Below are 24,939 nucleotides of genomic sequence, written 5' to 3' on the forward strand. Positions count from 1 at the left end.
AATGATTATTACTGAACAAAATGGCGCTCGTATTCTGAATGCTTTAAGCACAAGCCTTAAGCTGGTATTCAAAAACGCTTTTGATGCGGCTCCTAGTAACTATGCGAAAGTTGCAATGGAAGTTCCAAGTACTGGTGCATCTAATACTTATGCGTGGACGGATCGTTTTCCTGCTTTACGTAAGTGGATTGGTGATAAAGCGGTTAAAAAATTAACAGGTCATGCCTATATTCTGGTCAATGAAGATTATGAAGCTACTGTTGAAGTAGATCGTAATGATATTGAAGACGATAACTTAGGTATGTACACCATCGAAACCCAAGCTGCTGGTCAATCAGCTAAAGAATGGCCTGATGATCTTGTCTTCACCGTTTTAACAAAAGGCTTTGAACTAAAGTGTTATGACGATAAACCTTTTTATTCAACTGATCATAAAGTTGGTGAAGGTAAAAATGCCAAAGTCTTTTCTAACAAACTAACCAAGGCATTAAGTGTATCCTCACTGGCAGCTGCACAAGCAAGTCTTGGTGCTGCAATGACCATGATGCAAGAATTAAAAGATTCTGAAGGTAAGCCACTCAACTTAAAAGCAAACCTTTTAGTAGTGCCTCCGGCATTACGAGAAATTGCTAATGCCTTAATGACTACAGATCGACTAGAAGATGGGAAGGTGAACCCATATAAAGGTGAATTTGAAGTATTGGTATGTCCTTGGTTAGATACAAAAACTGAATGGCACCTTTTGGATTCCTCTCGTCCAGTCAAACCAATTGTTTATCAACCCCGTAAAAAGCCAAACTTTGTTGCTCAATTCGACATGAACAGTGACAGTGTCTTCATGCGTAAAAAATATCGTTATGGTGTTGAAGCACGTGGTGTTGCTGGTTTTGGTTTATGGCAAATGGCTGTCGGTTCTACTGGTACTCAAGCATAAGGTGAATTGATATGTATGCAACGGCAGAAGCGATGATCAAAAAGTTCGGTGAGCATGAGTTAATCCAGCTTACTGATAATGAAGAATCTGAATATTTAGATGCTATTAACTACGATAAGTTGAATGCAGCTCTGCAAGAAGCTAATTCAGAAATTGATGGCTATCTGATGGGTCGCTATAAGCTGCCGTTGCAAACTGTCCCACCATTCCTTGAAAGCCTTGCTTGCCATATTGCGCGCTACCATGCATGTACGGGTGCAATGACTGATGATGACCCGATTCGTACCCGTTATATCGATGCCATTAATAAATTGAAAGATATTTCTAAAGGGATTGTTGGTGTCGGTGGTACGCCAGCTGGTGAGTCTGAACCTGTTAAAACCTCATCCAATAGTGTGATGTTCCAAGTTGGACGTCATGACTTTGGAGGTAAAGGATGGTGATTAATTTAAGCGTGGTTGAGCAAGGCCTTAAACAAGTCATGGCTAATCAAATTACTGATAAAAAATGGCCTTGGGTACGACAAATCAAAACATATGGTGGTGAATTTGATGAGGGCTTGACCGCTATTGTTAAAGCATTTCCAGCCATTTGGGTGGTTTTTGAGGGTTCTGGCACCCCTAAAAAGATCAGTTATAACAAGACTGAATATCCATTGAAATTTGTGGTGTTAGTTGGTACTCGCTCCGTTCGTAGTGAAGAAGCAAGACGCCAAGGCGCTGCAAGTGATATTGGTACGTATGAAATGTTGGACCGAGTACAGCAACTTTTGATTGGCAATGACTTGTCATCAGTTGGCATCAAAGGGCTTGCGCCATTGGAACTGGGTCGCACCAAAACTATCTTCAACACTAAAACCGCTAGTCAATCAATTAGTGTGCTTTCTCAAGAATTTACAACGCAATACACAATTACTGCTTCTGATCGTGACCGTGAAGAGGCTGATGAATCTATCGGTGAAATCCACCGTATCAATGTCAATTATTTCTTTGAGCCGGGTGATGGCGTCGTAGACGCATCTGATCTGGTTGAACTGAAGGAAAATGAATAATGAGTATTCCTGCGGGCATTAAAACACCGGGCGTTTATACAGACGTCAATATCAATACCCTCCGCACAGGGCTTCCAGCCAATGAGCAAAAAGTACTTTTTGTGACGCTAGATGTTTTGTCCGGGCAACTCTCCCCAGTTGATGTTTATGACACAGCTGGAGCCGATGCTAAGTTCGGTGCCAATTCGCAAGCTGGTCGCATGATTAAAGCAGCGGTAAAAACTTATCGTCTTGTTAATGCTCAAGCTGTAGCGCTTGCAGTAGAAGGCGTACAAACTCAAGCAGCTTTACATACCGAATCAGGTGACCCTGTGTTAACTGAAAACGGTGCTTTGATTGAACCGTAAGGGGTAAAATATGGCTCAACAAATCGTGATTGAAGTACCTGGTACTAAGATCAGTGAACTGGAAAGAACATCTAGTGTTTCACGTACCGATGTTACTCCAGTAGTCCAAAACGATGAAACAAAACAAGCCGAAATTGGACAAATTGCTGATTTTGTTAAGTCTGAACTTGGTTCTGCTGCATTAAAGAATGAGACAGATTTTGCTACGCCAGCTGCTGTTACAGCCGCAAATGCTGCAAGTCAACAACGTGATGACGCAATTAACGAGCGTGTTGATACCGTAGAATTCTCCATCACTACTATTGCAAACGGGGCTGATGCTTCTTTCAATACCTATGCTGAAATGATTGCCTATACTCCGAGTAAGGCAAACGTTTCAGTACGTGTGAATGCTGATCCTGATGCGACAAAAAACGGTACTTATACGTGGAGTGGTACGCAATACAATAAGGGATTCGACATTGTTCAATACCTTCTAAATATTGTAAATGCACTGGCAACCGTTAAGCCTCAGCATTTAGCTAATGCTACAGACTTTAATTTGATTGTTAATGCTGGCAACTACTTTATTTCCTCCCAGCCTGATGCACAAACAATGCTTAATCTGCCAGCGGCTTACCAGCTTTCTGGCTCATTAATCAATGTGCCGATGTCAGGTACCGTGCAGAATGGGGTCTTACGCTATGGGTATCAGATATATAGAACTGGGCTTGGAACAGCAATTGAGCGTTATTGCCTAAATTACGTATGGCGTGATTGGTCTGTTGTTGCTGATAAAAAAAGCATGGCAGATTTACAAGGGCTTGCGCTAACAACGTCAAGCCTTGAAGCACGTCATTATTACAAACAAGTTCTTCAGTATCTTGGAAAGCATTTTGCTGAATATCTTCCCCTCGGTGGGACACGTTTTCCGCTCTACATGGACAAGAATCTAGGTGTAATTCTGGAAGTTGATATTATTTCAGGTGAAGTCTTTGGTAACTTTTCATCAAACGCCTCAACACAGACAATTAAATCAATTGGTGAAAAGCTGCCAGAACATTTAATTATTGCGCCTTATAAAGTTGACCACTTCTTATTCTACGGTCAATCATTATCAGTTGGTGCTACAGCAACAACTATTCTTTCAAGTACCCAACCTTTGCATAACCTGACTTTCGATACAGGTACTCGTATGCAAGGTCTTGTTGCTACTGCAACCAAGCCTTTAATTGAAGAATATTTTGCTGGTCAAACTGCTCCAGATGGTGGAAATAACCGTGGTGAAACAGTTTGCTCTGGTGCGGCGAATATGTCAGCTTTACTTGCTTATCAGGAAAACTCTGTTGATCCAGAAGAATTTCCTATTTTTGCAAGTACAGCTGGTAAAGGTGGAACAGCTATTGCAAACCTTAAAAAAGGTACTCCTTGGTATAACGATGTCTTTTTACTTCACTTAAATAAGGCTAAAGAGCTTATCGGTACTGACTATGGTGTAAGTTGTATCGGATGGTTACAAGGTGAACAAGATGCGTATTTTACGACTTCTTATGAAAGTTATTTGAGCCAGTTCCTTCAGCTTCGTCAGGATATGGAAGCTGATGTACAGCTTATTTCAGGAAAAAATCAGCCAGTTCATTTACTAACTTACCAGATGAGCTACCGAGCGCTGGGTTCACGTGATGTCATCACCAGAGCATTGTATGATGCAACAAATCTAGATGAAAAAATTCACCTAGTTACCCCAACTTATCTATTCCCTCATAATCCAAATCCCAATGATCAAGTTCATCTGACATCTTTAGGTTATAAATGGATTTCTGCATATTTTGGTCGTGCTCGTAAAGAACTTGTATGGGATAAGATTTTTCCACGCTCGCTCAAAGTATTGTCAGCCACATATTCTGGTAAAAAAATTACGGTTAAGTTCAAAGTACCAACACGACCACTTGTTCTTGACACAGTTAATTTGGCTATGACTACAGATTATGGTTTTAGAGTCACGGATGGGGCAAATACTCTGGCAATCGATACGATTAATACATATGACGATACGGTAGTCATTAGTCTTTTGAACGCCCCTACATCAGATGTAGATGTATATGTGCGATATGGACACGATTATCTAGGCGCAGGACTTACGATCTTAAATGGTGCATCTGGAAACTTACGTGATAGCACAGATGAAACAGTTGTGATTGATGGGCAAACTATGCCGATGTTCTATGTGGGTCCGCATTTTGAGCTGAAGGCTGTTAAGGAGGCTATCTAATGTTAATCCAAGTTCTTCCTGTAGCTGTAGCAAATACATTGCGTCAGCTTGATGCAATAGACGTAGAGCGATATGACTCAGTAGCAAACAGCTTGTTTGCTCGTTGGGATTTTCGTGCAAGTACCGTTGTTCCTGCTGGTGGATTCACTGTACTCAATGCGCAAAACAAACCATATAAAAAGCTTATCCCTATTGATGGCAACTATTTAACTTATCAGCCTGATGGATTGCTTGTACAAGGCTATGCATCTCGTGGGGTTAGAAGCCCTTTATTTAATCGTGATTTACCTCATGGTTATACGTTGTGCTGTTTAGCTACTCTTGTGGGGGTGCGTGACAATAAGATTTTGATGGTCATGGGTGATCAATCAGACTCAGAACAGTCAACAAGTCGTACTGGTGCTTCAATTTTCATTTCTGGAGCAACTGAAAATAATGTCTTTGTCGGGATCGGAGGAGCATCATCTAGTGCAACATTCTACCCAGTTCAATTAAGTGTCCCCATCTTCTTTTGTTTAACTGTTGAAAATCTACCAAACGCTGTCAATGTGCGCGGCTACATAAAAGCTACGGGTCTAGATCATCAAATTCCAATGTCAGCTCCTCGGCCGCTCAATGATAACCCACGCTCTCAGATCGGACTTGGTAGCGTTGACTATTTATCATCAAGTACATCTCAAAATCTGAAATATTCAGAATTTTCAATTTTCACCAAACCCTTAACTGCTGAAGAAGTTGAAGCCGAATATCAAGCAGTCAAAGTACGCCACTCTTTACAATAGGTAATATTCATTATGACTCTTCAAAATACACTCGATACAATCAAACCACTCGGTCATACCATCATTGCGGTATCAGCTCCTCCAGCTGCTGGAGTTGACACAACAGCGTGGATTGACCATTTAATTTCTGTCAGTGACTCAATTGAGCAACGTCCTGCAATTTTGGTCGTGCCGTTCTCTGACATTGAAGCTGCTGAAGCATTTGCTGACCAAGCACCAGTAAAAACCAGTTACCGTGTCGTTGCTGTCTGCTATCACGGTGCCACAGGTCAGGAACCTGAACTTGCTGGTGCAATGGCTGCGGCTTTGGCTGATTCACCTGATCCTGCACTGCCATTTAATGGCGTTAATCTGGGTGGGATTACAGCTGTTGCTGATGAGTTCAAACTTACATTTGAACGAATGGAAGCGGCAATGAATAAAGGTGTTTGTATGATTGAGACAGGCGCAGATGGTAAGCCAGAAATTGTACGGGCAATCTCAACATTCCGTATTAATCCAGATTCTGGTGAGCCAGATGATCTTATGCTTGATATTAACTGTGCCTTGATTGTTGACTATACGCGCAAGGTGGTGCGACAGGACTATAAAAAAGAACGTCGTAGTAAGAATACACCTGCACGACGTCGTAATCTAAGAACAGTAGTACTCAAACGATTAATTCAGCTTGATAAGGCAGAGATTTTAGAAAATGTCCGTGAATCTGCTGACCAAATCATGGTAAATGCAGATGAAATTGATCGTCGTCGAGTGAACGTAGTCATCCCAACATATATGGTGCCGGGTTTACACGTGATTGCCACAACATTTGATATTTATCTTGGTTAGTTAATTTAACTAAGTTTGAAAAGGCCGCTTAATGCGGCCTTTTTTCATATTGAGCGGAAGTCCTTCCGCCTGATTTTATTTTTTTAAGTATTAGACAATGAGCCATCTTTGAAAGAGGTTTGCAAAATGGCTGAGAAAGCTGTTGGTTTTATTATCTTAAGCGTGGATGGTCAAGAATATGACTGCGCCACAATTAATCCCACAAAAAATACGGGTAAACGTCCAATCCCAACAATGAATCGTACTGGTGAGGTCAAATACACTTCTGGTGGCATCAAAACATATGCCGTATCTGTGGCTGTGGTAGTCCCAGACTCAAAGGATACTGTTGATTGGCTTGCAATTGATGATGCCCGGCTCAGTATTGAATCGGAAACAGGTAAGTTCCGTGAAACGTATATCGACTTTAATGTACAAACCATTTCCGATACGTATGACGTGAATGGTGAAACACGTCGTAACCTTGAAGGTTTTGCACTCTCTTATATCAACGAAACTATGTAAGGATTAGAAAATGGATCAAATTCAAGTAGAAGGTACATTACCTGTAGCACTTAAAAAATTAGTTGGTCAAACAGATATTAAGAGTCGAAAAGTTGTGATGCGTCAAATGACAGCAATTGAATATTTGCAGGCTCAAGCATCAACTGAAGTCGGTCAATTCGTTGGTATTGCTGACTTAGCAGCTATGACAAAACTTGTTGATGCTGAAGGAAATGAGCATGATATTAGCTATGACATGCTTGGGCATTCATCACGAGCAAATCTGAATTATTTAACAGACTTACGTGCAACTCTTGATGCAAAGGAAGCAGCCGAGAGTTCATTGCCCGAGCAAGAATCGTCAGAAGACTGATAGATATTGGTTTCCCCCCAGATCAGGCATTAAATATGCGGCTTGATCTGGCTGCGGCCTTACTCAGTGATGAGCGGCTTGATAATACTCATCAAAGAACACCAAAAAGTCACCCTCCGCAACCACTAACGCCTCCAGCTCCTGCATCTAAAGATGAAGGTATAACTTTTGTTGCAATGGGTCGGAAACATTCAAAACCAAAGGGCTAAACTATGAGCGGAAGCAATTCTACCGTTTCTTTGACGTTGCAGATTAGAGGGCAACAAGCCGCACAAGAGATGAAACGCATCTCTGATCAGCAAGTTCAAGCCACTACTAAAATTAATACGCAATGGACACAGGTTGCATCTGCTCAAGCTAAGTTTGTAAATACAGCTAAAGTTGGTACACGTGAGACTTTGAATACTGCCCGTGCCGGGGACCAGTTATTACGTACAAACAAGATGCTTGAGGGGGTTTTACGTCAACAATCAATTCAGACAAAACTTCAAAGCCAGCTTTTAAAACAACAGGTTAGTTCTGCACAGCAATTGGTAAGCTCTTCAAAACAGGTCGAGCAATCTAGTAAACGGACTTATCAATCTACCCAGCAAACAATGTCACTGTGGCAGAAAGGTACTGCAATTACAGGTGGCGCTATTGCTGGAGGTATGTATGTATCAAATGCTCTGCAAAAGCCACGTGATTATGATCAACAGCTGACATACATTGCTGCAACCGCCACTGGTGGTCAAGGTATGACTCCAGAAGCTCGTTTAGCTGCTCGCGGTCAATTGAATGAATATATCAAAACAGCTGTGCGTGGTGGTGGTGGAACCCGTGAAGATGCTGCTGAAGCTGCTAATGCTTTGATTGCTTCAGGTAAATATGAACTTAATACCGTTGCTCCAGCTTTAAATACAGCAACAAAAACAGCCTTTGCTACAGGTGCTTCGGCAACTGATGCAGCTTCTTTAACAGTTCGGATGCAAGAATTTGGTATCACTGATTTGCAACGTGGACATGATATTGCTGTTCGTGGTGGTCAACTCGGAAGCTTTGAATATAAAGACCAAGCAAAATGGCTTGCTCAACAAATGGGGTTAGCAAGAGCAGCTGGTTATAGCGGTGAAAAAGGTTTTGTTGAGCTGGTAGCAATGAACCAAGTGGCAATGAAAACTGCTGCAACACCCGATGCCGCTGGTAATAACATTGTTGGATTATTACAAAAATTATCGAGTACTGAATTTAGTAAGGCGATTGCAGATGCAGTCAAGGTGAAGTCTAGTGATCCTACTAAATCAGATGGTAAGAAAAAGCCATCACAAGTTTTTGACTGGAGTACTTATGCAATCCAGCAACGTGAACAAGGCGTCTATGGTGTTGAAGCATTTGTTAAATTGTTGGAGAGACAGCTTGCTGGAAATGCCCAATATACAAAGCTTCAGAAACAAGCTAAATCATCTAATTCAGCAACCCGTACAGCTGCTTTAAATGATATGAGTAATATCGCTATGGGTTCTGAGATCGGTAATATTATTGCGGATCAACAAGCACTCATGGCTGCACTGAGTGTTGTCTATAATAAAGACACTTTGAATAATTTACGAAAGGAATTGCCGAATGCATCAGGGACTGTCTCCTCTGATTATGAGATGGTAAGACAAACTGAATGGGCAAAAGATCAGGCAATGAATCAAGAAAAATTATTTGCTCAATCTAAAGCTTATGATGCTATTTCAGGATCATTAGGTGATTTAAAAGAGAATTTAACAAAGACAGCAGCAGAAAACGAAAACTTGGCTGGTGTTACTTATGGTGCAGCTGTAGCAGTTGGTGGTCTTGCTTTAGCAGCTGGTGCAGCTGCTTTTACCCTTAAATCTATGGGGGGAAAAGTATTACCAGATTTACCAACGACAAAAGGTGGATTGGCTTCTAAAGCTTCAGGTGCAGTTAAAACGGCAGGTCTTGTCGGTGCAGCTTATACAGGATATGAAATCTTTAAACCAATGGATGATGCCGGGTATAGCCTTGTAAGCGGGCTTTTAGCGAAAATCGGGATTGGTTCAGGTGGAGAAAGTCCAGACTTTGTGCAGCAAGCTATTGAGCAAAGCAAGGCTCAACAAGCTTCAGCCGAAGAGAAAAGTAATACGCTGATTGCCGAGCAACAAAAACAAAATCAGTTGAGCCAAGATTTAATTAATAAAATGAATACTTTGATTGATGTCACTGGGCAAAATAAACCTACCATTAATTTTAGTGGTGGCATATTAGGTGCAATTTCTGAAAATGCAGCAGCTCAAGAAAAACGCCATGGTGCTCCAAACGTACCTTTTTATTTGCAAAAACACTAAATTGGGCGGAAGCCTTTCCGCCTGATATAAATTACTTATATTTCCCATTATAGCCTCACTAGATGTGAGGCTTTTTTGTTATGGGTTGGGATACGGATTTACAGGATGCAAGTTTTCGGGGTGTGCAGTTTGAATGTACATCCACCAAGGATACTTCATCAAAAACTCTTGCTATCAAACAAGCCCCATATTCAGATGAAGCTGAAATTGAAGATATGGGTAATGAACCGCGTCGAATTTCGATTCAAGCGGTTTATACCGGGTCTGACTATTTAACTTGGGTCAATGCATTAGAAGCCGCCTTATCAGCGACTGGATCAGGTGAACTCATTCACCCCGTGTTTGGTATTCAGCAGGTTAATGTTGTTAATCATCAAGTTGATCATGATGCTGAAAATCCAGACTTTTGTAGCATTTCAATTGAGTTCATTAAGGCAAAGGCTGAAAAGCGTGAGCTGTTTGTACCTGTTGCTGTACCTGAGAAAATTGCCACTACAACAATTATTGATGCTCCAGCTTCAGCATTAGAAAGTGCATTAGAAAAACTCAAAATTGCAGACAGCGATAAATTATTTAGCACAGTCAATACGATTCGCAACGGTATCGATCAGGCGCGTACCTATTTAGGTGTTGCAAAACAAGCAATTGAAGATGTTTTATCACCTGCTGACTGGATTGTTGGACTCGTTGATGACGTCACTAAGCTGGTGACCTTTGATACCAATATTTCGGCTTTATCGAAATGGCGTGATGTGGTTCATCGTGTTGAGCGTTTTGAAAACCTTTTTCAAAATGATGATGATTCTCCAGAATTGCAACGAGTTTGGCGCTCAACACATGCTGCTAGTCAAGTCGCAATTGCACAGCAAGTTGTGACAACTACACGTACAGAAATGGCAAACAATCAAGAAATCAGCTTTACACCAGTTGATTTGGCACTTGTACGTAAAAAAACACGAGAAGTACTTCAGCAAGCTATCCGTGAAGAACGTGCCATTAATACGTTTGAAAGCATCACCCAAATTCAAGTCTACAAAGATGTTGCAGCTCAGATTCAGGATCAAATCCAAGAACTCATTGAAACACGTCCACCCATCACCAAAACACAAGTACCGGTTCCTTGCACCCTGCATTGGTTAGCCCACTATTTATATGGCGATATGCGTCGTGCTGAAGAAATTCGTCGTTTAAACCCTGAATTGATTAATCCTGCTGCATTGCAGGTCGGCATGGAGCTAACCATCTATGCAAGATAATAATGGTAATGAAATTCGCCTAGTGATTGCTGGCCTTGAAGCTAAAGGCTGGGATCAGGTTGAAATTGACAGTCAGATTGATACACCTGCCGAAAACTGGAGCTTTACGCTATTTGAAACAGGCGCACAAGCCCTAAATGCTGATATTAAAGGCAGTGCAAAAGTACAAGCTTACTATGCAAATCAAATCATTTTAACAGCTGTTGCTGATCGTATTTCTGAAGCTGCAAGCCGTGATGGCTATGGCCTACAGGTTTCTGGCCGTGACCTCGTTGGTCAGTTGATTGATTGTTCTGTGCCTATTTTTAATGGTCGTCAAATTACGCTTGAAGAGTTGGTAGGTCGCTATGTTTTAGGCGGTGACTTGGGTTCACTGTTTCATGATGTCCGCATTCAAAACAATGCTTGGCTAAAGAACAAGGTGTCTGTTGAGCCGGGTGAATCATTGTGGGATTCATTGACCAAGGCAGCTCAAATCACTGGACAACATGTCTGGCTTGATCCGGATGGAACGTTACAAATCGGTGACCCATTTGCTAATCCTTATCATGTGCAAACCCCATTGCGCCTGATGCGCCCTTTAAACAACAGCAATAACGTTTTAAGTCTTCAGTATGACAACGACGTGTCTAATGTTTTTAGTCATATCAAGGTTTTGAGCCAAGATGGTAACGCAAATTCAATCTTGTCTGAAACTACAGCACAAACACAGTACGGCTATAACCGTTTGAAAATCGTCAGTTTGGGCGATGTGGAAACTGAAGCTGAAGCAAATGCAGCATTAGAGAAAATCAAAAAAGACAACGATCTTGAAGCCCATACGCTGACTGCAACGGTTTCAGGCTGGATGATTGACGGGAAACTTTGGTCCACGGGCTGGTACATCAATTTAGAAACCAATGTTTTATCAAGAGCGACAGCGAAATGGGCTGTTTATGGTCGCACGTTTCAACTTGACCGCAAGAATGGCAAGACAACAAAACTTCTTCTGAAGCGTCAAGGCGATTGGGCAAATCCACTGGTACTGAAGGAGAAAAAATCATGATGAAAGCTGTAGCAGCCCAGATAAATAAGGCAATGAAACAAATCCGACAACCACTGTTCGCCATGGTAGCCCGGGGTGGCTCAAAAGTATTGCAGTTAAAGGGCTTTGCTGATGAAACTTTACAAGAAGTAGAGCTTTTTCAGCAAGTCGGCTTTAACTCTCACATCCCTGAAGGCGCTCGTGTCGTTGTGATTCCCTTACATGGCAAGACTTCCCGTTCAATTGTCGTTGCAACGACAGGTGGAGCTGTTGTTGTCAACGTGGATGAAGGTGAAACGGTAGTTTATGACCAGTTCGGGCACAGTCTTTTGCTTAAAGAAGATGGCACGCATATCACTGCTGGTGACCTTTTTGTTGATGACGGTGATTTGCATGTGACGAATGGTCAAGTCTTTGACAAGAAAGGCTCAATGCAGGAAATGCGCGACATTTATAACAAACACAAACACGGTAATACACCGACTCCAACAGAAACAATGTAGGTGAATCATGGCGAATATTGATTTAAAAACGAAAGATTATGTGTTGATGAGCCTTGATGCTGCATTTAGCAAGGATGAGGTTCAAGCAATTTGTCAGAGGTTAAATATTCATCGACGCAAGTATTGGGCAAATCCTAACCGTGGCAGCCGTTTTTATACGTTGAGACGCTCAAAAGATGTTTCTCGTACTATTCAAACAGTTAAACAATATGCTGAAGAAGCCTTGGAAGGCTTAGTACCGAATCGTTTTGCTTCAATTTTGGTAAATGCTTTTCAGACTGTTAAAAGTCAGGTGGACCTAAATATTGAAGTTACGCAGCTGTCTGGCCAGAAACAAACAATTCTTTATTTTGTTAAGGTTGGAGGCTAAACAATGGCTTATCCAATCAAGACTTTTGACCAATTACGCGCTGACATTATTCAGGAAATCCAAAATTTAACAGGATTAACGCTGGATGATGAAGATGATGCAGCAATTCGTGCTGACGGTGAAGCTGCTGTAGTTGAGGGCCTTTATCATCATCAAAGTTATATTCAAAAACAGCTTTTTGTAGCTACAGCTGATGAGCCTTTCCTTTATATACATGCAAAACGTTTGGAATGTCCGCGTAATGGAGGCTCTAAGGCTTCAGGACGAGTCAAAGCGACGTCAAATACTGCGGTCACTATTCCAGCTGGTACTAAAGTCACAGATGGTAAAGGTCATTACTGGCTAACTATATATAAAGAGACACTTACAGCAAATAAGCCTAAAGAAATCCAAGTCATTGCTGAGTTTGAAGGTGTGAGCTGGAATTTCGATGGTGAGCAGCTGCTGTGGGTTAGTCCGTTGCCGGGTGTGGCTGCACAAGTGGATGTTATTGAAATATCTGCTGGTGTTGATGTTGAAGACGTTGAAGCTTGGCGTCAGCGGATGATGGAGAAAGAAGCTTTAGGACTTATTCGAGATCGTGAAGCTGATCTTCGACGCATCGTAAAAGATGTGCCGGGTGTTGCCGATGTTTTTATTTTTCCTAAACGTCGTGGCCTTGGCTCTTTAGATGTCGCAATCACAGCAGCTGGTAATCCTCCGAACTCCCCAAGTACTGCACTGTTGGCTTTAGTTCAAACGACACTAGATGACTATTCAGGTTTCTGGGGTGATGTAAGAGCCTATGCACCAACCAAGGAATATTTGAATATCACTGCTGTATTTACTGGCTCTGTAAGCGAAACAGAAGTTGAAAAAGTCATTCGTGACTATGTTGGTTTACTAAAGCCGGGTGAAACTTATGTTGCTTCAACACTAGTTAGTCGAATCAAAGATTTGCAAGGTCTAACAGACATTCAGCTTACACCCGGAGTAAATCAAACACCTACTTTAAGTGTATTTACTACTGGTTGGCTCCGGATCGGCCTACTCACGGTGAACCCATCATGACTTTTGATCAAACAGTAGAGCTTTATGCTTCAGTACTTCGCCAATTACTGCCAGCTGGCGGTTATGACACATCACCTAAAGGCGTTATCGCAAAAGATATATACGCTCATGCAAAAGTACTTGCACAAGCTGATGTTGACGCAAAACGTATTTTAACTGCTTTGGAAGGTATTCCTGAAGAATTGCTAAATGAATATGAAGCAGCTCTAGGACTCCCGCTGAAATGTTCGGTCAATGCCACTAAAACAATTGAAGAGCGTCTTCAGATCATTAAGTGGGTTCAAGAGACAAAGAATGTTTTAAACCGTACCTATCTGGAGCAGGTTTTAGCGATGTTTGGTGTTGAGTTAATTGATCTAGTGCGCTACACGCCAATCCAATGTACAGCTCCGTGTACTTCGCCAGTTAATACAGAAAGCCTTCGCTATAAAGTCAAATTAATTCTAAAAGCCCCAGTGCAAGCAGATATGGCTTGCATCATTAATAACTATTTACCTGCTTACGTGCGTTATGACATTGTTGAGGAACAAGTATGAAACGAATTGATAGTGCAAATGCACGCCCAGACATGTTTGGTATCGGAAAAAGTGGCTTTCATGCCAATGATGATGTTCCCGGACAAGATGCAACTTATCTCACTCCAGAATTTCTCAATATGATTCAAGAAGAAATTGCAAATTTACTGGAACTTAGAGGTATTACTTTAGATCCAGAAAAACGTCGTCAACTCTTTGATGCTTTGGCAGGTAAAGATGATCTAGATGCTGCATTGGATTTTGTTCAGTCAATCATTGATAACGAGCGTAATGCTCGTATTAAAGCCGACCAAGATCACTTAGATGCGTTAAATCCACATCCGCAATATGTAATGAGAAAGGATTTTCGACTTCTATATAGAACGCTAACACCTGAAACAACCGTAAATCCAAAGATTTATACAGACGATCCTCAGAACTGGCAGGTTAAGCATACAGTTGAGAATATCAGCGCTCATATCATGCCGAATGGTGTGGTAAAGCAGACTGTGAAGGTGCGGACTGTTTACGGTGACTATAACGCACAAGTTTATTTGCCAATCGGCTTATCTAATATTTTAAATGTCTCTGCACTGTACCAAGGCCAAAGAGATAATAATGACGCTGAAGATGACTCAGCCATTCGCTTACTAGACATTTATAATGAGATAGTTCCATTAGAAGATGGACTTCAGGAATGCAGGACAGTCATTAGTTTTCGTTTTGACTATGTAAGTGCTAACACACCGGGACAAAGGGAACGTTTTGCATATTTAGAAATTACGGGTTTTGGAGCCTCAAACACTGATCTTGAGAACTTAAATAGCTATCCTTATCCTTATTATGCAAACCAAGACGATCTAGATGGTCAGGTTGTTTACATCGATCAGAACTTATCTAATGTAAGCTTACTTGATTTATTCATTCAGACCTACGGTGCTCCAACAGCAGCTACACGCGCCATTTTCGTTATTGCTTCAGGTGTCACACTTGTTGCGGTGACTTCTGGCAATTGGTTAGCTGGTTCAAGCCGTCAAATCATTAACTATGGTCATATATATGGTACTGGTGGTTCAGGTGGTTCAGGTGGTTACTATGATGCTGATGTAGCTATGGTTGGTGATGGTGGTACAGCTATCATTGCACAGAATGCAAGTAGCTTTATTGATGTACGTAACTATGGTTTGATTGCAGGCGGTGGTGGTGGCGGCGCAGCTGGTAAATCTGAGTATTCAATTGGTGCACAAGAATACTATGCTGTTGGTGCAGGTGGTGGCGGTATTCCATCAGGCACTGGTGGTAGCAACATCAACCAGACAGCACCTGCTGGCAAAACCCTTGTAAATCTTGCTGGAACAGCGGCAACCTTATCAGTTGTGGGCAATGGTGCTGACGGAACAGGTTTAGCAGCTGGTGACGGTGGTAATGTTAGTGAGAATGGTAAAGCTAGTGAATCAACCCTTGTAAATGGTGTTGCTGGTTTAGCTGGATTCATTTATCAAGGTAATGTCACAATCACGAATATTGGCGGTGGGCAGCTGAAAGGTAGAACACCTTAAAAGTGAAATTGTTTTGCATGATGTGCAACGAAATGATTAGGCAATTATCTCAAAAAAATGCTGAAATTATCTCGTCGCGCATCAACTACCCTGTTCTCTTGATGGGCAACTGTCAAAAAATTCCTATCCTCTGAGCTGAGTTATTGCCTGCAAGATAAAATTTTTATCTTGTAAAAATCATGCTGCATAAAACTTTTAAAGTTTGAGTCACTTCATATGAGTACGCCAACAGAAGCAAAATTTTCCCTGAATTATTATACGGGTTTCTTATCTGTACTATTTGCTGCTTTTCTATGGGGTACAGCAGGTACAGCGGCATCTTTTGCAAAAGGCATTAGTCCACTTGTAATTGCTACCATTTCTGTTGGCTTCGGTGGATTAATTCATACGTTTTTAAGCTTAAAAGCCATTAAAAAAAATTACCAAAAACTATTTAACTATAAATCCCAAGTTTTTATTGCAGTCATTGTCTCAATTCTTTGTCCATTTGCATTTTATTCATCTATCTCTTTGGCTGGTGTTTCTATTGGCACCGTGATTTCTATTGGTTGTGCGCCTTTGTTTTCAGTGCTTTTGGAATGGATTTTAGATAAACGAAAACTTTCTTTAAAATGGCTCATCAGTTTTATTCTCGGTTTTTTAGGAATTATTTTACTCTCTTATGCCGATGATCATGCGCAGCATCAAGTCGTACAATCTGATCGCATTTTAGGGGTATTTTTTGGCTTACTCTCTAGCCTGAGCTATGCAACATATTCTTGGATAATGAGAAACCTAATTCGCCAAGATGTCGACTCAAGAGCTGCCATGGGAGTGATTTTTGGTATCTCTGCAATGCTGTTACTACCTACATTATTCTTTACGGCACAAAACCTTTTTGAGTACCCAACTAACATCTGGGTTGCGATTTATATTCCGATTGTTCCTATGTTTTTAGGCTATTTATTTTTTAGCTTTGGTCTTAAACGAATTCCAGCAAGTCAGGCTATGACACTAGCTTTAGTTGAAATTCCAGTTGCAGCATTATTAGCAGTTGTTGTAGTGGGTGAAAGTTTAACAATGCATAGTTATTTAGGTTTAATTCTCATTTTCCTATGCGTTATTGTTCTGACCAAAAAGTAATTCATAGAAATAAAAAAAAGAGGCTCAATTGTTAGCCTCTTTTTTTATGGATACTTACTTAGATTTCAGCTGACCAATTACGGTACCACGTACGGAATAACTCATACTGAGTTTCAACATATTTACGTTGCGATTCGCTCAATGCATCAGTCTCATTAAAGTGTAAGGTATATTCTTTATCACCGTTAAGTACCATTAAGTATTTATAGTAAAGAACAAGATCCGTTCCTTCGTCAAAAGAAGATAAAACTTCTAATGCACTTGATAACTCTTGTGCTAAACGACGGGCTTTTGCATCACCTGCTGCAGCTTTCTTACTAAGGTCAACCAACAGTAAAACTTCTTTAGGTAAAGCATTACCAATCCCTGTAATCGCACCGGTTGCATTACAGTTGACGAAGCCATGGAAAACTTGAGTATCTACGCCAGCCATTAAGGTGACTGAATCATCTTGTGAAGTAATGAACTCAGCCGCGTAACGCATATCGGCAGCACCACCAAACTCTTTGAAGCCAATTAAATTTGGAAACTCACGGCGTAATTCAAAAAATAAATCTGCACGAGTTGCAAATCCATAATATGGGCTATTGTAAATCACCGAAGGTAAGCTTGGAGCTGCTTTTAAAATTGCAGAAAAGTGAGCTTTTTGTGCAGTTGGTGATGCACCGCGTGATAGTACACGTGGAATAACCATAAGCCCTTGTGCACCTACTTTTTCTGCATGAGCTGCATGAGAAACTGCTTCTTTTGAATTAACTGCACCCGTCCCAACAATTGTTGGAATGCCTGCAGCAACAAGTCGTGCTACCCCTTCTTGACGTTGAGCTTCGGTCAATAAAGGCCAATCCCCCATAGAACCACAATACACTACCGCACTCATGCCCGCTTCAATCAGCTCATGCCCTTTTTTCACAAGCGCGTCAAAATCTGGCTCACGGTTAGGAGTACATGGGGTCATTAGCGCCGGGATACATCCTGTGAAGATATTACTCATAATTATTCCTCAGTAATACAAATAAAACTTTAGGTAGTCGTACTTTCGAGTTAATCCATCTCAAAAGTTATGGAATGGGATTAATAGCTGTTTAATCATTCTTCATATATCGTATACGATATACAACAAAAAGAATAGTCTTTCCCTTCAAATTCTTTAACTGAGTAAAAATTCATATAAATCAGTTATTAATTTTATTAATAGAATTAAAAAATAAAATTTGGCTTATATTTTTAAAAAAATTGAACCTAAAAAATTTATGAAATTTAAAAATGAGCGCTGAGAATAGAAATTAAATCCGAGCTTACAAGCGCTCAATAAACAACCGCAGAACATTAGCCATTAGTCGCACCTCCCTATTTTTATTCATTTTTACTGGTAAAGTGCATTACATGGTTTGATACAACCTACTTAACTCAGATGCATAATTCACCTGTTCTTGCATCTGATGTTTTTCAGCCTCTAGTCCGCTAGAGGCTTTTTTTATTATTGATATAAAGCCTGATATATTAAATTGATAGAAATAATGAAAGAGAAGAAAAATGAATCACATATTAAAATTAAGCGTTTTAAGTTTTCCAGTTCTATTTTTGAGTGGCTGTATTGGCTGTTATAACCCAACAGGTTGTAACCGTGATGATTCACCTTATTTCTATACAACTCAAATAACTCAAGCCAAAGGCGTAACTGTTCCGGTTGGAACAAAACTGGTTTATAAATCTCAAAAGTCAAAACAGAAAAATGAACAAACTGCCCCACTTAAAGAAGAAAATATAACCTCGATAAAACTACCAAAAGATACTGCTATTCTTTGGGGTGGAATGCCCACAAATCATCTGCTTCAATTTGCTAATTCCGAAATGCAGGGATTTACCGCCTACCGAGCCCAAGAAGTTCCCGCCGTATATTCCAATCAATTTTTAAAGCTCTGGAAAGAGTGTGATAGTGATTTAGATATCTCGATTAAAAATAAAAATGACTGGAGTTTTAACCCTGCAAATATGAAAATTATTGGATGCGGAATTAATTATCAAGAAAGAGCTTCGTACAACACCAACAATTCAAGCCAAGATAAAGTTGATATTTTTCTAATCAACATTAACAAGGCTTTACAACAACTACCTCAACAAAAAGAATATCCCGTAATTCACTATTCCCAAAATTAAAGTCGCAAAAAAGCCCGCATTTCAGCAGGCTTTTTTATTTCAAAATTCAGTCTATTAGCTTTTAATTAAAAGTTAGCCACATGTTGCGTTCGTAATTTTTTTAGAAGCTGGATCAATGGTGACTGTAACTCGGTTTGTACGATAATCCATGGTCATAGGTTGACCTGGAGCAACTTTACGCACAATTTCTGATTGAGTCTTTTGTTTAATTTGATCATCAGTCAGGCCAGATTGCCCCACTAATTTTTGAGCTTCTTCTGCTACACAGTTGGCTTGATTGTCACGGAATAATTTCCATTCTTCTACGACTTGGCCATTTGGTAAATGACAATAGCCGACCTGACCATTTGCTTCATTTCTAATTTCTAATTTTCCACCTTGTTCAACACAATATTGGCTAGCTGGATTTGGTGAACCAATTTTTGGTGGAGTCGGATCTTTATGTTGTACAGACGAGCAAGCCGTTAATGAAACAAGTGCTAAGCCAAGAAAGAGAATTTTTTTCATAATTTTTTGCTTCTTACTAAAAAAACTAAAGATATCAAAAAATTTCATATTTCATGTCACTTCTTTACAATAAAAAACTCACTTGAATGTTCTAGCAAAATAAATTTAATTTATTGGAAATTAAGATATTCCCAATTAAAAGCTATTGTTGAAATATTCTATTCAGGTCTTTCTAAAATTCGTGGCCCCGATCCTTCTAGCCCTAAAATATCTTCAGGATTTCTTAATGGGCATTGCTCTAATGATAAACAGCCGCAGCCAATGCACCAGTCCATTTCATCTCTTAAGCGAGTTAATTTTTGAATTCGATCATCCAGATTTTCTCGCCAATGACTTGAGAGATCTTTCCATTGCTTAGCTGTTAATTTACTGCCTACAGGATATTGACTTAAAGCTTCTTTAATTTCATTTAAAGGGATACCCACCCTTTGAGCGACTTTAATAATCGCAATATATCTTAAAATAATTAAGGGATACCGACGTTGATTACCATTTGTTCTTATACTTTTTATAAGCCCTTTCGCTTCATAAAAATGTAGGGTCGAAACAGGAACACCACTCCTTTTTGCAACTTCACCCACAGTCAAAACTCGACTAGAGTCAGCTTTTTTATTTTCACTCATCATGATTGACCTTAACTTTACTTGAGGTTTATAAGAGTGCGCTTTTATTTTGTCAAATAAATAACAGAGATTTTCTTATACGCTATGAACCACTCTCCCCAAGGTATAGGTCTTATCTGTAAAAGTTGATGATAAAAATAGATGTGATTATTAATTCAATCTATAAAATAACTTGCTGTCATTTAAATGTAAGAAATTAGTTTTGTAGAGTACACGGACATCCACAAATCCAAAACATGTTGTAAACAAAAGGCATGGGTGCACCTAATGGATAGACTTTTATCTGCTCGATCTTATAAGTTTTTTTACGTGACTCAATGTGTAATATATTATCGTAACGGGCAACCACAACTCCCTTTTTATATAATTTTTTCCTTTCATTCTTTGCGTCAAATTTATATACCAAAAAGTAAACTTTTTCTCCTACACCGATCTTTGAATGATTAACCATAATGTAACCATTACAATACTTACATTGCCAATCTTCCATATCTAAAATTATCACACGCTTAAATTTAAAAAACACACTGAATTTTATAGTATAAATTTATTAGAGATATAAATGTAAAGAAATATTTTAATTGAAAAAATAAGTTTTATTTGTGACCTATATCACAGTAAAAAACAAAAAACTTCAAACTATATCTAATTACATCAAATACTTACAAACAGAAACCTAATATTTATTATTTTTAAATATATAAAATTCATCCATAATTTATTTAAATATATAGTATATTTATCAATAACTTTAAATATAACCACAAATCTTACCTTAATATAAAACCCACATTTATTTAACTATCAAAATTTAACTCAACCTAAAATATAACAATAGATTTTTTTAAAATATTAAATTAATTTCACAGTAAAATTGAAAATAATTCATTTCACATTATATAAAAAATAAATATATAATTAATAGCATTACAATTTAATTTTTTTATTATGTCAACTCAACGTTTAAAATTAGAACTCCCTTCTGGACACGATCAATTATTACTTCACTCTTGTTGCGCTCCTTGTTCAGGAGAAGTTATGGAAGCATTAATCGACTCAGAAATTAAATTTTCAATATTTTTTTATAATCCTAATATTCATCCAGTAAAAGAATATCTCATCCGTAAAGAAGAAAATATTCGTTTTGCAGAAAAGCATAATATTCCATTTATCGATGCAGACTATGACACTGACAATTGGTTTGCCCGAGCAAAAGGGATGGAAGATGAACCTGAACGTGGCATTCGTTGTACCATGTGTTTTGATATGAGATTTGAACGAACTGCCCTTTACGCACATGAACACGGCTTTAGTCTCATCAGTAGTTCGCTAGGAATTTCTCGTTGGAAAAATATGGCACAAATCAATGACTGCGGAATTCGCGCTGCTGCTCACTATCCTGAAATTCAGTACTGGGACTATAACTGGCGTAAAAATGGTGGCTCAAGCCGTATGATTGAAATCAGTAAACGAGAAGAATTTTATCAGCAAGAATATTGTGGCTGTGTATATTCTTTACGAGATACTAACCGCTGGCGTATGGGTAATGGGCGTGACCGTATTAAACTAGGCGTTAAGTTTTACAGTAATGCCATGGAAGAAGATTAATTTTTACTTCTCTTAAAAAATTAATTAATTTGTTCTTAGCTACATTTATTTTTTATAAAAAAAGTGCCACATCTGGAGAATGTGGCTAAAAGGTGTACTAAATAAGCTTTGATGTAGTTAGATTAATTGTGCTAGCTTAAAATAATATTAATTAAAATTAATTTTTAAAAATTTTAATAACATTTCTAGTTTCATATAACCAATTGATCATCATAAAAATTTGCATTTAAGTATTTGAATAATGATTAAATTTATGTAAATAACATAACTTAGGCTATTATTTAGCTTTAAATATAGTTCCCTGCTTACACCTTAGCGAATGAGCTTGATGACTTTGTCATTAATGATGGTGCATTGATTAAACTCTGCAAAGCGCTTGATCTCTTGCTCTAATTCGAAAAAGAAAACCTCTTTATCTTTGATTGTTTTTTCGAGATGTATACTAATGACTTCTAACTCTTTTACTGTCCGATGTGCTTTGCAATCTATGCGGCCCACTAGCTCATCTTGATAAAGGATAGGTAAGCAAAAATAACCAAATACCCGTTTGGCCGCTGGCACATAGCATTCGATCCGATAATCAAATTCAAATAAAGAGGTTAAGCGGTCACGATGAATCAGCGAGTTATCAAAAGGCGAAAGTATTTTTAATCCAAAATCAGTATTCACGTTTTGTTCTAATGCAGCTACATCGACATATAGAGTTTGCCCATCAACAAGTTTAATTGCTGACACTACACCTGCATCAATCTGCTCCTTCAGCACGACACGCATAGTTTCTTTTAAGTCTTTTCCCTTTAAATGAACCAATTGCTTCCAAGTGAATGCTCCATGTGCTCGAAGCGTTGTATTAAATAAATACTGCGCATATTCATGAAGCGTGGGCATACTTAAATCAATATTTTCAGGTAGGCAGCGTTCGGACAAATCATAGACTTTTTCCATTCCGTTACGCTCACAGATCATCAGGTCACCCTGCATATATAACTGCTCAAAAGCGCGGCGACCTGGACCTGTATTCCACCAATTTCCCAAACTCTTTTTATTATTCTTATCAATATCTCGTAGTCGAATTCTACCTTCTGCACGAACGCGGGCTAAGATTTCATTCATGAGATGTTGATCACCTCTATTGAAATAACGACTTTCCCCCTTCCTGACCGACATCATGGCAGGCAGTGCATAGCGATAATCTTTCATAGGAAGATAAGACGCCGCGTGATACCAGTATTCAAAAATCTGACGCTCTCGAACCAAATTATTTAAATGACTTAAATCATAATCAGGCACTCGACTCCACAATATATGGTGGTGAGCACGTTCAACAACCGATATAGTATCAATCTGCACATATCCCAAATGCTCAATAGCCTGTAAAGTGCCGTCCATGCCTTTTGCAAATCGGCTGGTTTTTCCTAAGCCTTGATTAAATAAAGTGAGCTGTTTTAAAGAAGAAGTCATAGAAATCAAATATTGTTGTATTCATTTAGAAGCAGAAAAATTTTCAGTTCTATCCTATCACTATTTGCTTGTGATTTAGAATCAGCAATTCTTGATAAAAGAATCTCAGTCAACTCAACATTTTACAGACTCACCTTAAAATAACTTTTAGGAGCTAATCTAATCACTAAAATAACAACCAATATCACATTGGCTAAATGAAAAAGCCATCCTGCTTTGTAAGCCCCCGTAAGATCATGCAAAATTGCAATAATCCATGGCGGGATTGCAGCAAGTAAAAAACCACCGCCTTGCATCAGTGCAGATAAAGCACCTGCATGAATGGGTTCATCAAAATGGTCTAATGCAACTATAAGCGTTAATGCAAAGCATCCTCCTAAGCCAACGCCTAAACAAATTGCCCAAAGCATAGCGGCGAACTCAGGCATAAAAGCTATTCCTGAAAAACCAACCATTTGCATTGCTAACGTAAACCATAGCCATGGACGTCGGTCTTTATATTTCCTAGCTAAAACAGGCAAAATGAGTGCTGAAGCTGCTTGGTTCAAGGCCAGAAAAGCAAGTAATTTCCCACTTTGCGCTGCGCTCCAACCCTGATCTTGAAAAGAAGGCGCTAACCAAGCTACGACTGATGAGTAGCCACCATTTACAAGCCCAAAGCAAGCCATTAATAACCAAGTTCGAGGTTGCTTTAATAACTTTCTTACAGGTGCGCGATGAATGGATGAGCTAGCTTTTGTAGGTAAAAAAGCTAGCGCCAATATAAATGCAAACAAAGCTGAAACTGCAAAAAAAGCCAGTCCAATAGACCATAAACCCGTTATATTTGAAACTACAGGCGCTAACCATGCTCCTAAGGCACCACCGCCCATAAGCATGGCTGAGTAAAGCCCCATCATCGGACCAATATGTTGGCTAAATTCTCGTTTAATCATGCCGGGAAATGCCGCTTGTATCATCGCGACTCCGAATCCAATCACTATGGCGCTAAGAATTAATCCTTCGGCAGTAGGAAAGAAAAATCGGACAGCGCATCCCGCACAAATGGTCAGCAATGCACCAAGAATAGCGCTTCGTTCGCCGACAAAGTTTTGCAATATTGGCCCAACAAATGCAAAGATTCCCATCAGCATCATCGGTAGCAAAGTGAGCAGTGCTACGCCTTGTAGGCTTAAGCCAGTGGCTGTTCGAATATTGACAATCAATGGTCCAATACTTGTGATAAATGGTCTTAAATTAAGGCCCACCCAAGCCACTGTCACGATGAGTATGGGACGAGTCAAAACAACGCCAGACTGCTTCATTATTCTGAGCCTGAATGATTGGCTTGATAATTCTTCCAATACGCATAAAGATCAGTGCGGTTTTCAACTCTGATCGGTATATATTGAATTTCCATTGATTGCTCAGCAAACGGCTTGGCAAGCTCAATATATATTTCGGCTGTAGACAGAACAAATGGTGTTCCATCTTCATTAGAATATGCATAGCTCACCGACTTTATACCGGCTAAACGCATTGCTGCCATACACATTGGGCATGGGTGTCCACTTGCATACACAGAGCAGCCTTCTAGGTTGGCAGATCCTAAAACTTGACTGGCTGCACGAATCGCCAGTAATTCAGCATGTGCGGTTGGGTCATTCGTTGTCAGAATCTGATTTACGCCTGAAGCAATAACTTCTCCATTCTTTACAACCACAGCGCCAAATGGTCTGCCACCTTTTTCAATATTGTTATAGGCAAGCTCAATCGCTTCACGTAAAAACTCTTCACCTTTTTCCATCACATACTCTCAC

General features: G+C 39.6%; 28 protein-coding genes. 21 read left to right on the top strand and 7 right to left on the bottom strand.

What is annotated here, in order from left to right:
• The first annotated feature begins 1 nt into the window (after position 1).
• The 19 genes from RMB03_RS06980 to RMB03_RS07070 all read left to right on the top strand — a co-directional run bounded on the left by RMB03_RS06980 (position 2) and on the right by RMB03_RS07070 (position 16,781).
• Positions 2-934, top strand: coding sequence for a Mu-like prophage major head subunit gpT family protein (locus RMB03_RS06980; protein ID WP_032007173.1), 933 nt, complete (start codon positions 2-4; stop codon positions 932-934).
• A gap of 11 nt (positions 935-945) precedes the next feature.
• Positions 946-1,377: a phage protein Gp36 family protein gene (locus RMB03_RS06985; RefSeq protein WP_311074928.1), complete on the top strand. Its 432-nt coding sequence runs from the start codon at positions 946-948 to the stop codon at positions 1,375-1,377.
• Positions 1,371-1,985, top strand: a complete 615-nt coding sequence (locus tag RMB03_RS06990; RefSeq protein ID WP_311074930.1) for a phage protein Gp37 — start codon at positions 1,371-1,373, stop codon at positions 1,983-1,985. The genes RMB03_RS06985 and RMB03_RS06990 overlap by 7 nt, the downstream gene beginning before the upstream one ends.
• Positions 1,985-2,332: a phage tail protein gene (locus RMB03_RS06995; RefSeq protein ID WP_311074933.1), complete on the top strand. Its 348-nt coding sequence runs from the start codon at positions 1,985-1,987 to the stop codon at positions 2,330-2,332. The genes RMB03_RS06990 and RMB03_RS06995 overlap by 1 nt, the downstream gene beginning before the upstream one ends.
• Before the next feature lie 10 nt (positions 2,333-2,342).
• Positions 2,343-4,583, top strand: coding sequence for a pyocin knob domain-containing protein (locus tag RMB03_RS07000; protein WP_311074935.1), 2,241 nt, complete (start codon positions 2,343-2,345; stop codon positions 4,581-4,583).
• Positions 4,583-5,365: a hypothetical protein gene (locus RMB03_RS07005; RefSeq protein WP_311074937.1), complete on the top strand. Its 783-nt coding sequence runs from the start codon at positions 4,583-4,585 to the stop codon at positions 5,363-5,365. Before RMB03_RS07000 ends, RMB03_RS07005 begins: the two co-directional genes overlap by 1 nt.
• A gap of 12 nt (positions 5,366-5,377) precedes the next feature.
• Positions 5,378-6,193 (top strand): phage tail sheath C-terminal domain-containing protein, encoded by an 816-nt coding sequence (locus RMB03_RS07010; RefSeq protein WP_311074939.1) that lies wholly within the window; start codon positions 5,378-5,380, stop codon positions 6,191-6,193.
• A 126-nt stretch (positions 6,194-6,319) separates the two neighbouring features.
• Positions 6,320-6,697 carry a hypothetical protein gene (locus RMB03_RS07015; protein ID WP_311074940.1) on the top strand — a complete coding sequence of 126 codons (378 nt, stop codon included), beginning with the start codon at positions 6,320-6,322 and terminating at the stop codon, positions 6,695-6,697.
• Between the two features lie 10 nt (positions 6,698-6,707).
• The gene (locus RMB03_RS07020; protein WP_311074942.1) at positions 6,708-7,049 is read left to right on the top strand and encodes a hypothetical protein; all 342 of its coding nucleotides are present in this window, start codon (positions 6,708-6,710) and stop codon (positions 7,047-7,049) included.
• A 35-nt stretch (positions 7,050-7,084) separates the two neighbouring features.
• Complete coding sequence (locus tag RMB03_RS07025) at positions 7,085-7,258, top strand: hypothetical protein (protein WP_311074944.1); 174 nt, start codon at positions 7,085-7,087, stop codon at positions 7,256-7,258.
• A 3-nt stretch (positions 7,259-7,261) separates the two neighbouring features.
• Positions 7,262-9,382, top strand: a complete 2,121-nt coding sequence (locus tag RMB03_RS07030; protein ID WP_311074947.1) for a phage tail tape measure protein — start codon at positions 7,262-7,264, stop codon at positions 9,380-9,382.
• A gap of 80 nt (positions 9,383-9,462) precedes the next feature.
• Positions 9,463-10,638: a DNA circularization N-terminal domain-containing protein gene (locus RMB03_RS07035; RefSeq protein ID WP_311074949.1), complete on the top strand. Its 1,176-nt coding sequence runs from the start codon at positions 9,463-9,465 to the stop codon at positions 10,636-10,638.
• On the top strand, positions 10,628-11,683 hold the full coding sequence (locus RMB03_RS07040; RefSeq protein WP_311074951.1) for a phage baseplate assembly protein: 1,056 nt from the start codon (positions 10,628-10,630) through the stop codon (positions 11,681-11,683). Before RMB03_RS07035 ends, RMB03_RS07040 begins: the two co-directional genes overlap by 11 nt.
• Positions 11,680-12,165 (top strand): phage baseplate assembly protein, encoded by a 486-nt coding sequence (locus RMB03_RS07045; protein ID WP_311074953.1) that lies wholly within the window; start codon positions 11,680-11,682, stop codon positions 12,163-12,165. Before RMB03_RS07040 ends, RMB03_RS07045 begins: the two co-directional genes overlap by 4 nt.
• A 7-nt stretch (positions 12,166-12,172) precedes the next feature.
• Positions 12,173-12,535, top strand: coding sequence for a phage GP46 family protein (locus RMB03_RS07050; protein ID WP_311074954.1), 363 nt, complete (start codon positions 12,173-12,175; stop codon positions 12,533-12,535).
• Positions 12,536-12,538: 3 nt separating this feature from the next.
• Positions 12,539-13,585: a baseplate J/gp47 family protein gene (locus RMB03_RS07055; protein WP_311074955.1), complete on the top strand. Its 1,047-nt coding sequence runs from the start codon at positions 12,539-12,541 to the stop codon at positions 13,583-13,585.
• Entirely contained in the window at positions 13,582-14,121 is a 540-nt protein-coding gene (locus tag RMB03_RS07060) for a putative phage tail protein (protein WP_311074956.1), read from the top strand. Before RMB03_RS07055 ends, RMB03_RS07060 begins: the two co-directional genes overlap by 4 nt.
• A complete protein-coding gene (locus tag RMB03_RS07065; protein WP_311074957.1) occupies positions 14,118-15,659 on the top strand; it encodes a phage tail protein in 1,542 nt (513 codons plus the stop codon). Before RMB03_RS07060 ends, RMB03_RS07065 begins: the two co-directional genes overlap by 4 nt.
• A gap of 216 nt (positions 15,660-15,875) precedes the next feature.
• Entirely contained in the window at positions 15,876-16,781 is a 906-nt protein-coding gene (locus tag RMB03_RS07070; RefSeq protein WP_311074958.1) for an EamA family transporter, read from the top strand.
• Positions 16,782-16,839: 58 nt separating this feature from the next.
• On the opposite strand, the gene RMB03_RS07075 is transcribed toward RMB03_RS07070, so the two are convergent.
• Positions 16,840-17,775 carry a dihydrodipicolinate synthase family protein gene (locus tag RMB03_RS07075; RefSeq protein WP_004793151.1) on the bottom strand — a complete coding sequence of 312 codons (936 nt, stop codon included), beginning with the start codon at positions 17,773-17,775 and terminating at the stop codon, positions 16,840-16,842.
• A 542-nt stretch (positions 17,776-18,317) separates the two neighbouring features.
• On the opposite strand from RMB03_RS07075, the gene RMB03_RS07080 reads away from it, so the two are divergent.
• Complete coding sequence (locus RMB03_RS07080; protein ID WP_281832060.1) at positions 18,318-18,941, top strand: hypothetical protein; 624 nt, start codon at positions 18,318-18,320, stop codon at positions 18,939-18,941.
• A 72-nt stretch (positions 18,942-19,013) separates the two neighbouring features.
• On the opposite strand, the gene RMB03_RS07085 is transcribed toward RMB03_RS07080, so the two are convergent.
• The 3 genes from RMB03_RS07085 to RMB03_RS07095 form a co-directional block, all read right to left on the bottom strand.
• On the bottom strand, positions 19,014-19,448 hold the full coding sequence (locus tag RMB03_RS07085; protein WP_003651098.1) for an I78 family peptidase inhibitor: 435 nt from the start codon (positions 19,446-19,448) through the stop codon (positions 19,014-19,016).
• A 158-nt stretch (positions 19,449-19,606) separates the two neighbouring features.
• Complete coding sequence (gene soxR / locus RMB03_RS07090; RefSeq protein WP_080592416.1) at positions 19,607-20,074, bottom strand: redox-sensitive transcriptional activator SoxR; 468 nt, start codon at positions 20,072-20,074, stop codon at positions 19,607-19,609.
• Positions 20,075-20,267: 193 nt separating this feature from the next.
• Entirely contained in the window at positions 20,268-20,561 is a 294-nt protein-coding gene (locus tag RMB03_RS07095; RefSeq protein ID WP_005041621.1) for a hypothetical protein, read from the bottom strand.
• Between the two features lie 458 nt (positions 20,562-21,019).
• On the opposite strand from RMB03_RS07095, the gene RMB03_RS07100 reads away from it, so the two are divergent.
• Positions 21,020-21,679: an epoxyqueuosine reductase QueH gene (locus RMB03_RS07100; RefSeq protein ID WP_003651086.1), complete on the top strand. Its 660-nt coding sequence runs from the start codon at positions 21,020-21,022 to the stop codon at positions 21,677-21,679.
• A 312-nt stretch (positions 21,680-21,991) separates the two neighbouring features.
• On the opposite strand, the gene RMB03_RS07105 is transcribed toward RMB03_RS07100, so the two are convergent.
• The 3 genes from RMB03_RS07105 to RMB03_RS07115 all read right to left on the bottom strand — a co-directional run bounded on the left by RMB03_RS07105 (position 21,992) and on the right by RMB03_RS07115 (position 24,926).
• Positions 21,992-23,140, bottom strand: a complete 1,149-nt coding sequence (locus RMB03_RS07105; protein ID WP_311074965.1) for a DNA glycosylase AlkZ-like family protein — start codon at positions 23,138-23,140, stop codon at positions 21,992-21,994.
• A 122-nt stretch (positions 23,141-23,262) separates the two neighbouring features.
• On the bottom strand, positions 23,263-24,444 hold the full coding sequence (locus RMB03_RS07110; RefSeq protein ID WP_311074967.1) for a cyanate transporter: 1,182 nt from the start codon (positions 24,442-24,444) through the stop codon (positions 23,263-23,265).
• A complete protein-coding gene (locus tag RMB03_RS07115; protein WP_311074969.1) occupies positions 24,444-24,926 on the bottom strand; it encodes a nucleoside deaminase in 483 nt (160 codons plus the stop codon). Before RMB03_RS07115 ends, RMB03_RS07110 begins: the two co-directional genes overlap by 1 nt.
• Positions 24,927-24,939: the final 13 nt, after the last annotated feature.

This window comes from Acinetobacter sp. V91_7, from assembly GCF_031799075.1.
GTDB classification, from domain to species: Bacteria; Pseudomonadota; Gammaproteobacteria; order Pseudomonadales; family Moraxellaceae; genus Acinetobacter; species Acinetobacter calcoaceticus.

Excerpts from the sequence above, each read along its gene's own strand:
- RMB03_RS06980 (WP_032007173.1), top strand. The coding sequence starts at position 2 with ATGATTATTACTGAACAAAATGGCGCTCGTATTCTGAATGCTTTAAGC.
- RMB03_RS06985 (WP_311074928.1), top strand. The coding sequence starts at position 946 with ATGTATGCAACGGCAGAAGCGATGATCAAAAAGTTCGGTGAGCATGAG.
- RMB03_RS06990 (WP_311074930.1), top strand. The coding sequence starts at position 1,371 with ATGGTGATTAATTTAAGCGTGGTTGAGCAAGGCCTTAAACAAGTCATG.
- RMB03_RS06995 (WP_311074933.1), top strand. The coding sequence starts at position 1,985 with ATGAGTATTCCTGCGGGCATTAAAACACCGGGCGTTTATACAGACGTC.
- RMB03_RS07000 (WP_311074935.1), top strand. The coding sequence starts at position 2,343 with ATGGCTCAACAAATCGTGATTGAAGTACCTGGTACTAAGATCAGTGAA.
- RMB03_RS07005 (WP_311074937.1), top strand. The coding sequence starts at position 4,583 with ATGTTAATCCAAGTTCTTCCTGTAGCTGTAGCAAATACATTGCGTCAG.
- RMB03_RS07010 (WP_311074939.1), top strand. The coding sequence starts at position 5,378 with ATGACTCTTCAAAATACACTCGATACAATCAAACCACTCGGTCATACC.
- RMB03_RS07015 (WP_311074940.1), top strand. The coding sequence starts at position 6,320 with ATGGCTGAGAAAGCTGTTGGTTTTATTATCTTAAGCGTGGATGGTCAA.
- RMB03_RS07020 (WP_311074942.1), top strand. The coding sequence starts at position 6,708 with ATGGATCAAATTCAAGTAGAAGGTACATTACCTGTAGCACTTAAAAAA.
- RMB03_RS07025 (WP_311074944.1), top strand. The coding sequence starts at position 7,085 with ATGCGGCTTGATCTGGCTGCGGCCTTACTCAGTGATGAGCGGCTTGAT.
- RMB03_RS07030 (WP_311074947.1), top strand. The coding sequence starts at position 7,262 with ATGAGCGGAAGCAATTCTACCGTTTCTTTGACGTTGCAGATTAGAGGG.
- RMB03_RS07035 (WP_311074949.1), top strand. The coding sequence starts at position 9,463 with ATGGGTTGGGATACGGATTTACAGGATGCAAGTTTTCGGGGTGTGCAG.
- RMB03_RS07040 (WP_311074951.1), top strand. The coding sequence starts at position 10,628 with ATGCAAGATAATAATGGTAATGAAATTCGCCTAGTGATTGCTGGCCTT.
- RMB03_RS07045 (WP_311074953.1), top strand. The coding sequence starts at position 11,680 with ATGATGAAAGCTGTAGCAGCCCAGATAAATAAGGCAATGAAACAAATC.
- RMB03_RS07050 (WP_311074954.1), top strand. The coding sequence starts at position 12,173 with ATGGCGAATATTGATTTAAAAACGAAAGATTATGTGTTGATGAGCCTT.
- RMB03_RS07055 (WP_311074955.1), top strand. The coding sequence starts at position 12,539 with ATGGCTTATCCAATCAAGACTTTTGACCAATTACGCGCTGACATTATT.
- RMB03_RS07060 (WP_311074956.1), top strand. The coding sequence starts at position 13,582 with ATGACTTTTGATCAAACAGTAGAGCTTTATGCTTCAGTACTTCGCCAA.
- RMB03_RS07065 (WP_311074957.1), top strand. The coding sequence starts at position 14,118 with ATGAAACGAATTGATAGTGCAAATGCACGCCCAGACATGTTTGGTATC.
- RMB03_RS07070 (WP_311074958.1), top strand. The coding sequence starts at position 15,876 with ATGAGTACGCCAACAGAAGCAAAATTTTCCCTGAATTATTATACGGGT.
- RMB03_RS07075 (WP_004793151.1), bottom strand. The coding sequence starts at position 17,775 with ATGAGTAATATCTTCACAGGATGTATCCCGGCGCTAATGACCCCATGT.
- RMB03_RS07080 (WP_281832060.1), top strand. The coding sequence starts at position 18,318 with ATGAATCACATATTAAAATTAAGCGTTTTAAGTTTTCCAGTTCTATTT.
- RMB03_RS07085 (WP_003651098.1), bottom strand. The coding sequence starts at position 19,448 with ATGAAAAAAATTCTCTTTCTTGGCTTAGCACTTGTTTCATTAACGGCT.
- soxR (WP_080592416.1), bottom strand. The coding sequence starts at position 20,074 with ATGATGAGTGAAAATAAAAAAGCTGACTCTAGTCGAGTTTTGACTGTG.
- RMB03_RS07095 (WP_005041621.1), bottom strand. The coding sequence starts at position 20,561 with ATGGAAGATTGGCAATGTAAGTATTGTAATGGTTACATTATGGTTAAT.
- RMB03_RS07100 (WP_003651086.1), top strand. The coding sequence starts at position 21,020 with ATGTCAACTCAACGTTTAAAATTAGAACTCCCTTCTGGACACGATCAA.
- RMB03_RS07105 (WP_311074965.1), bottom strand. The coding sequence starts at position 23,140 with ATGACTTCTTCTTTAAAACAGCTCACTTTATTTAATCAAGGCTTAGGA.
- RMB03_RS07110 (WP_311074967.1), bottom strand. The coding sequence starts at position 24,444 with ATGAAGCAGTCTGGCGTTGTTTTGACTCGTCCCATACTCATCGTGACA.
- RMB03_RS07115 (WP_311074969.1), bottom strand. The coding sequence starts at position 24,926 with ATGGAAAAAGGTGAAGAGTTTTTACGTGAAGCGATTGAGCTTGCCTAT.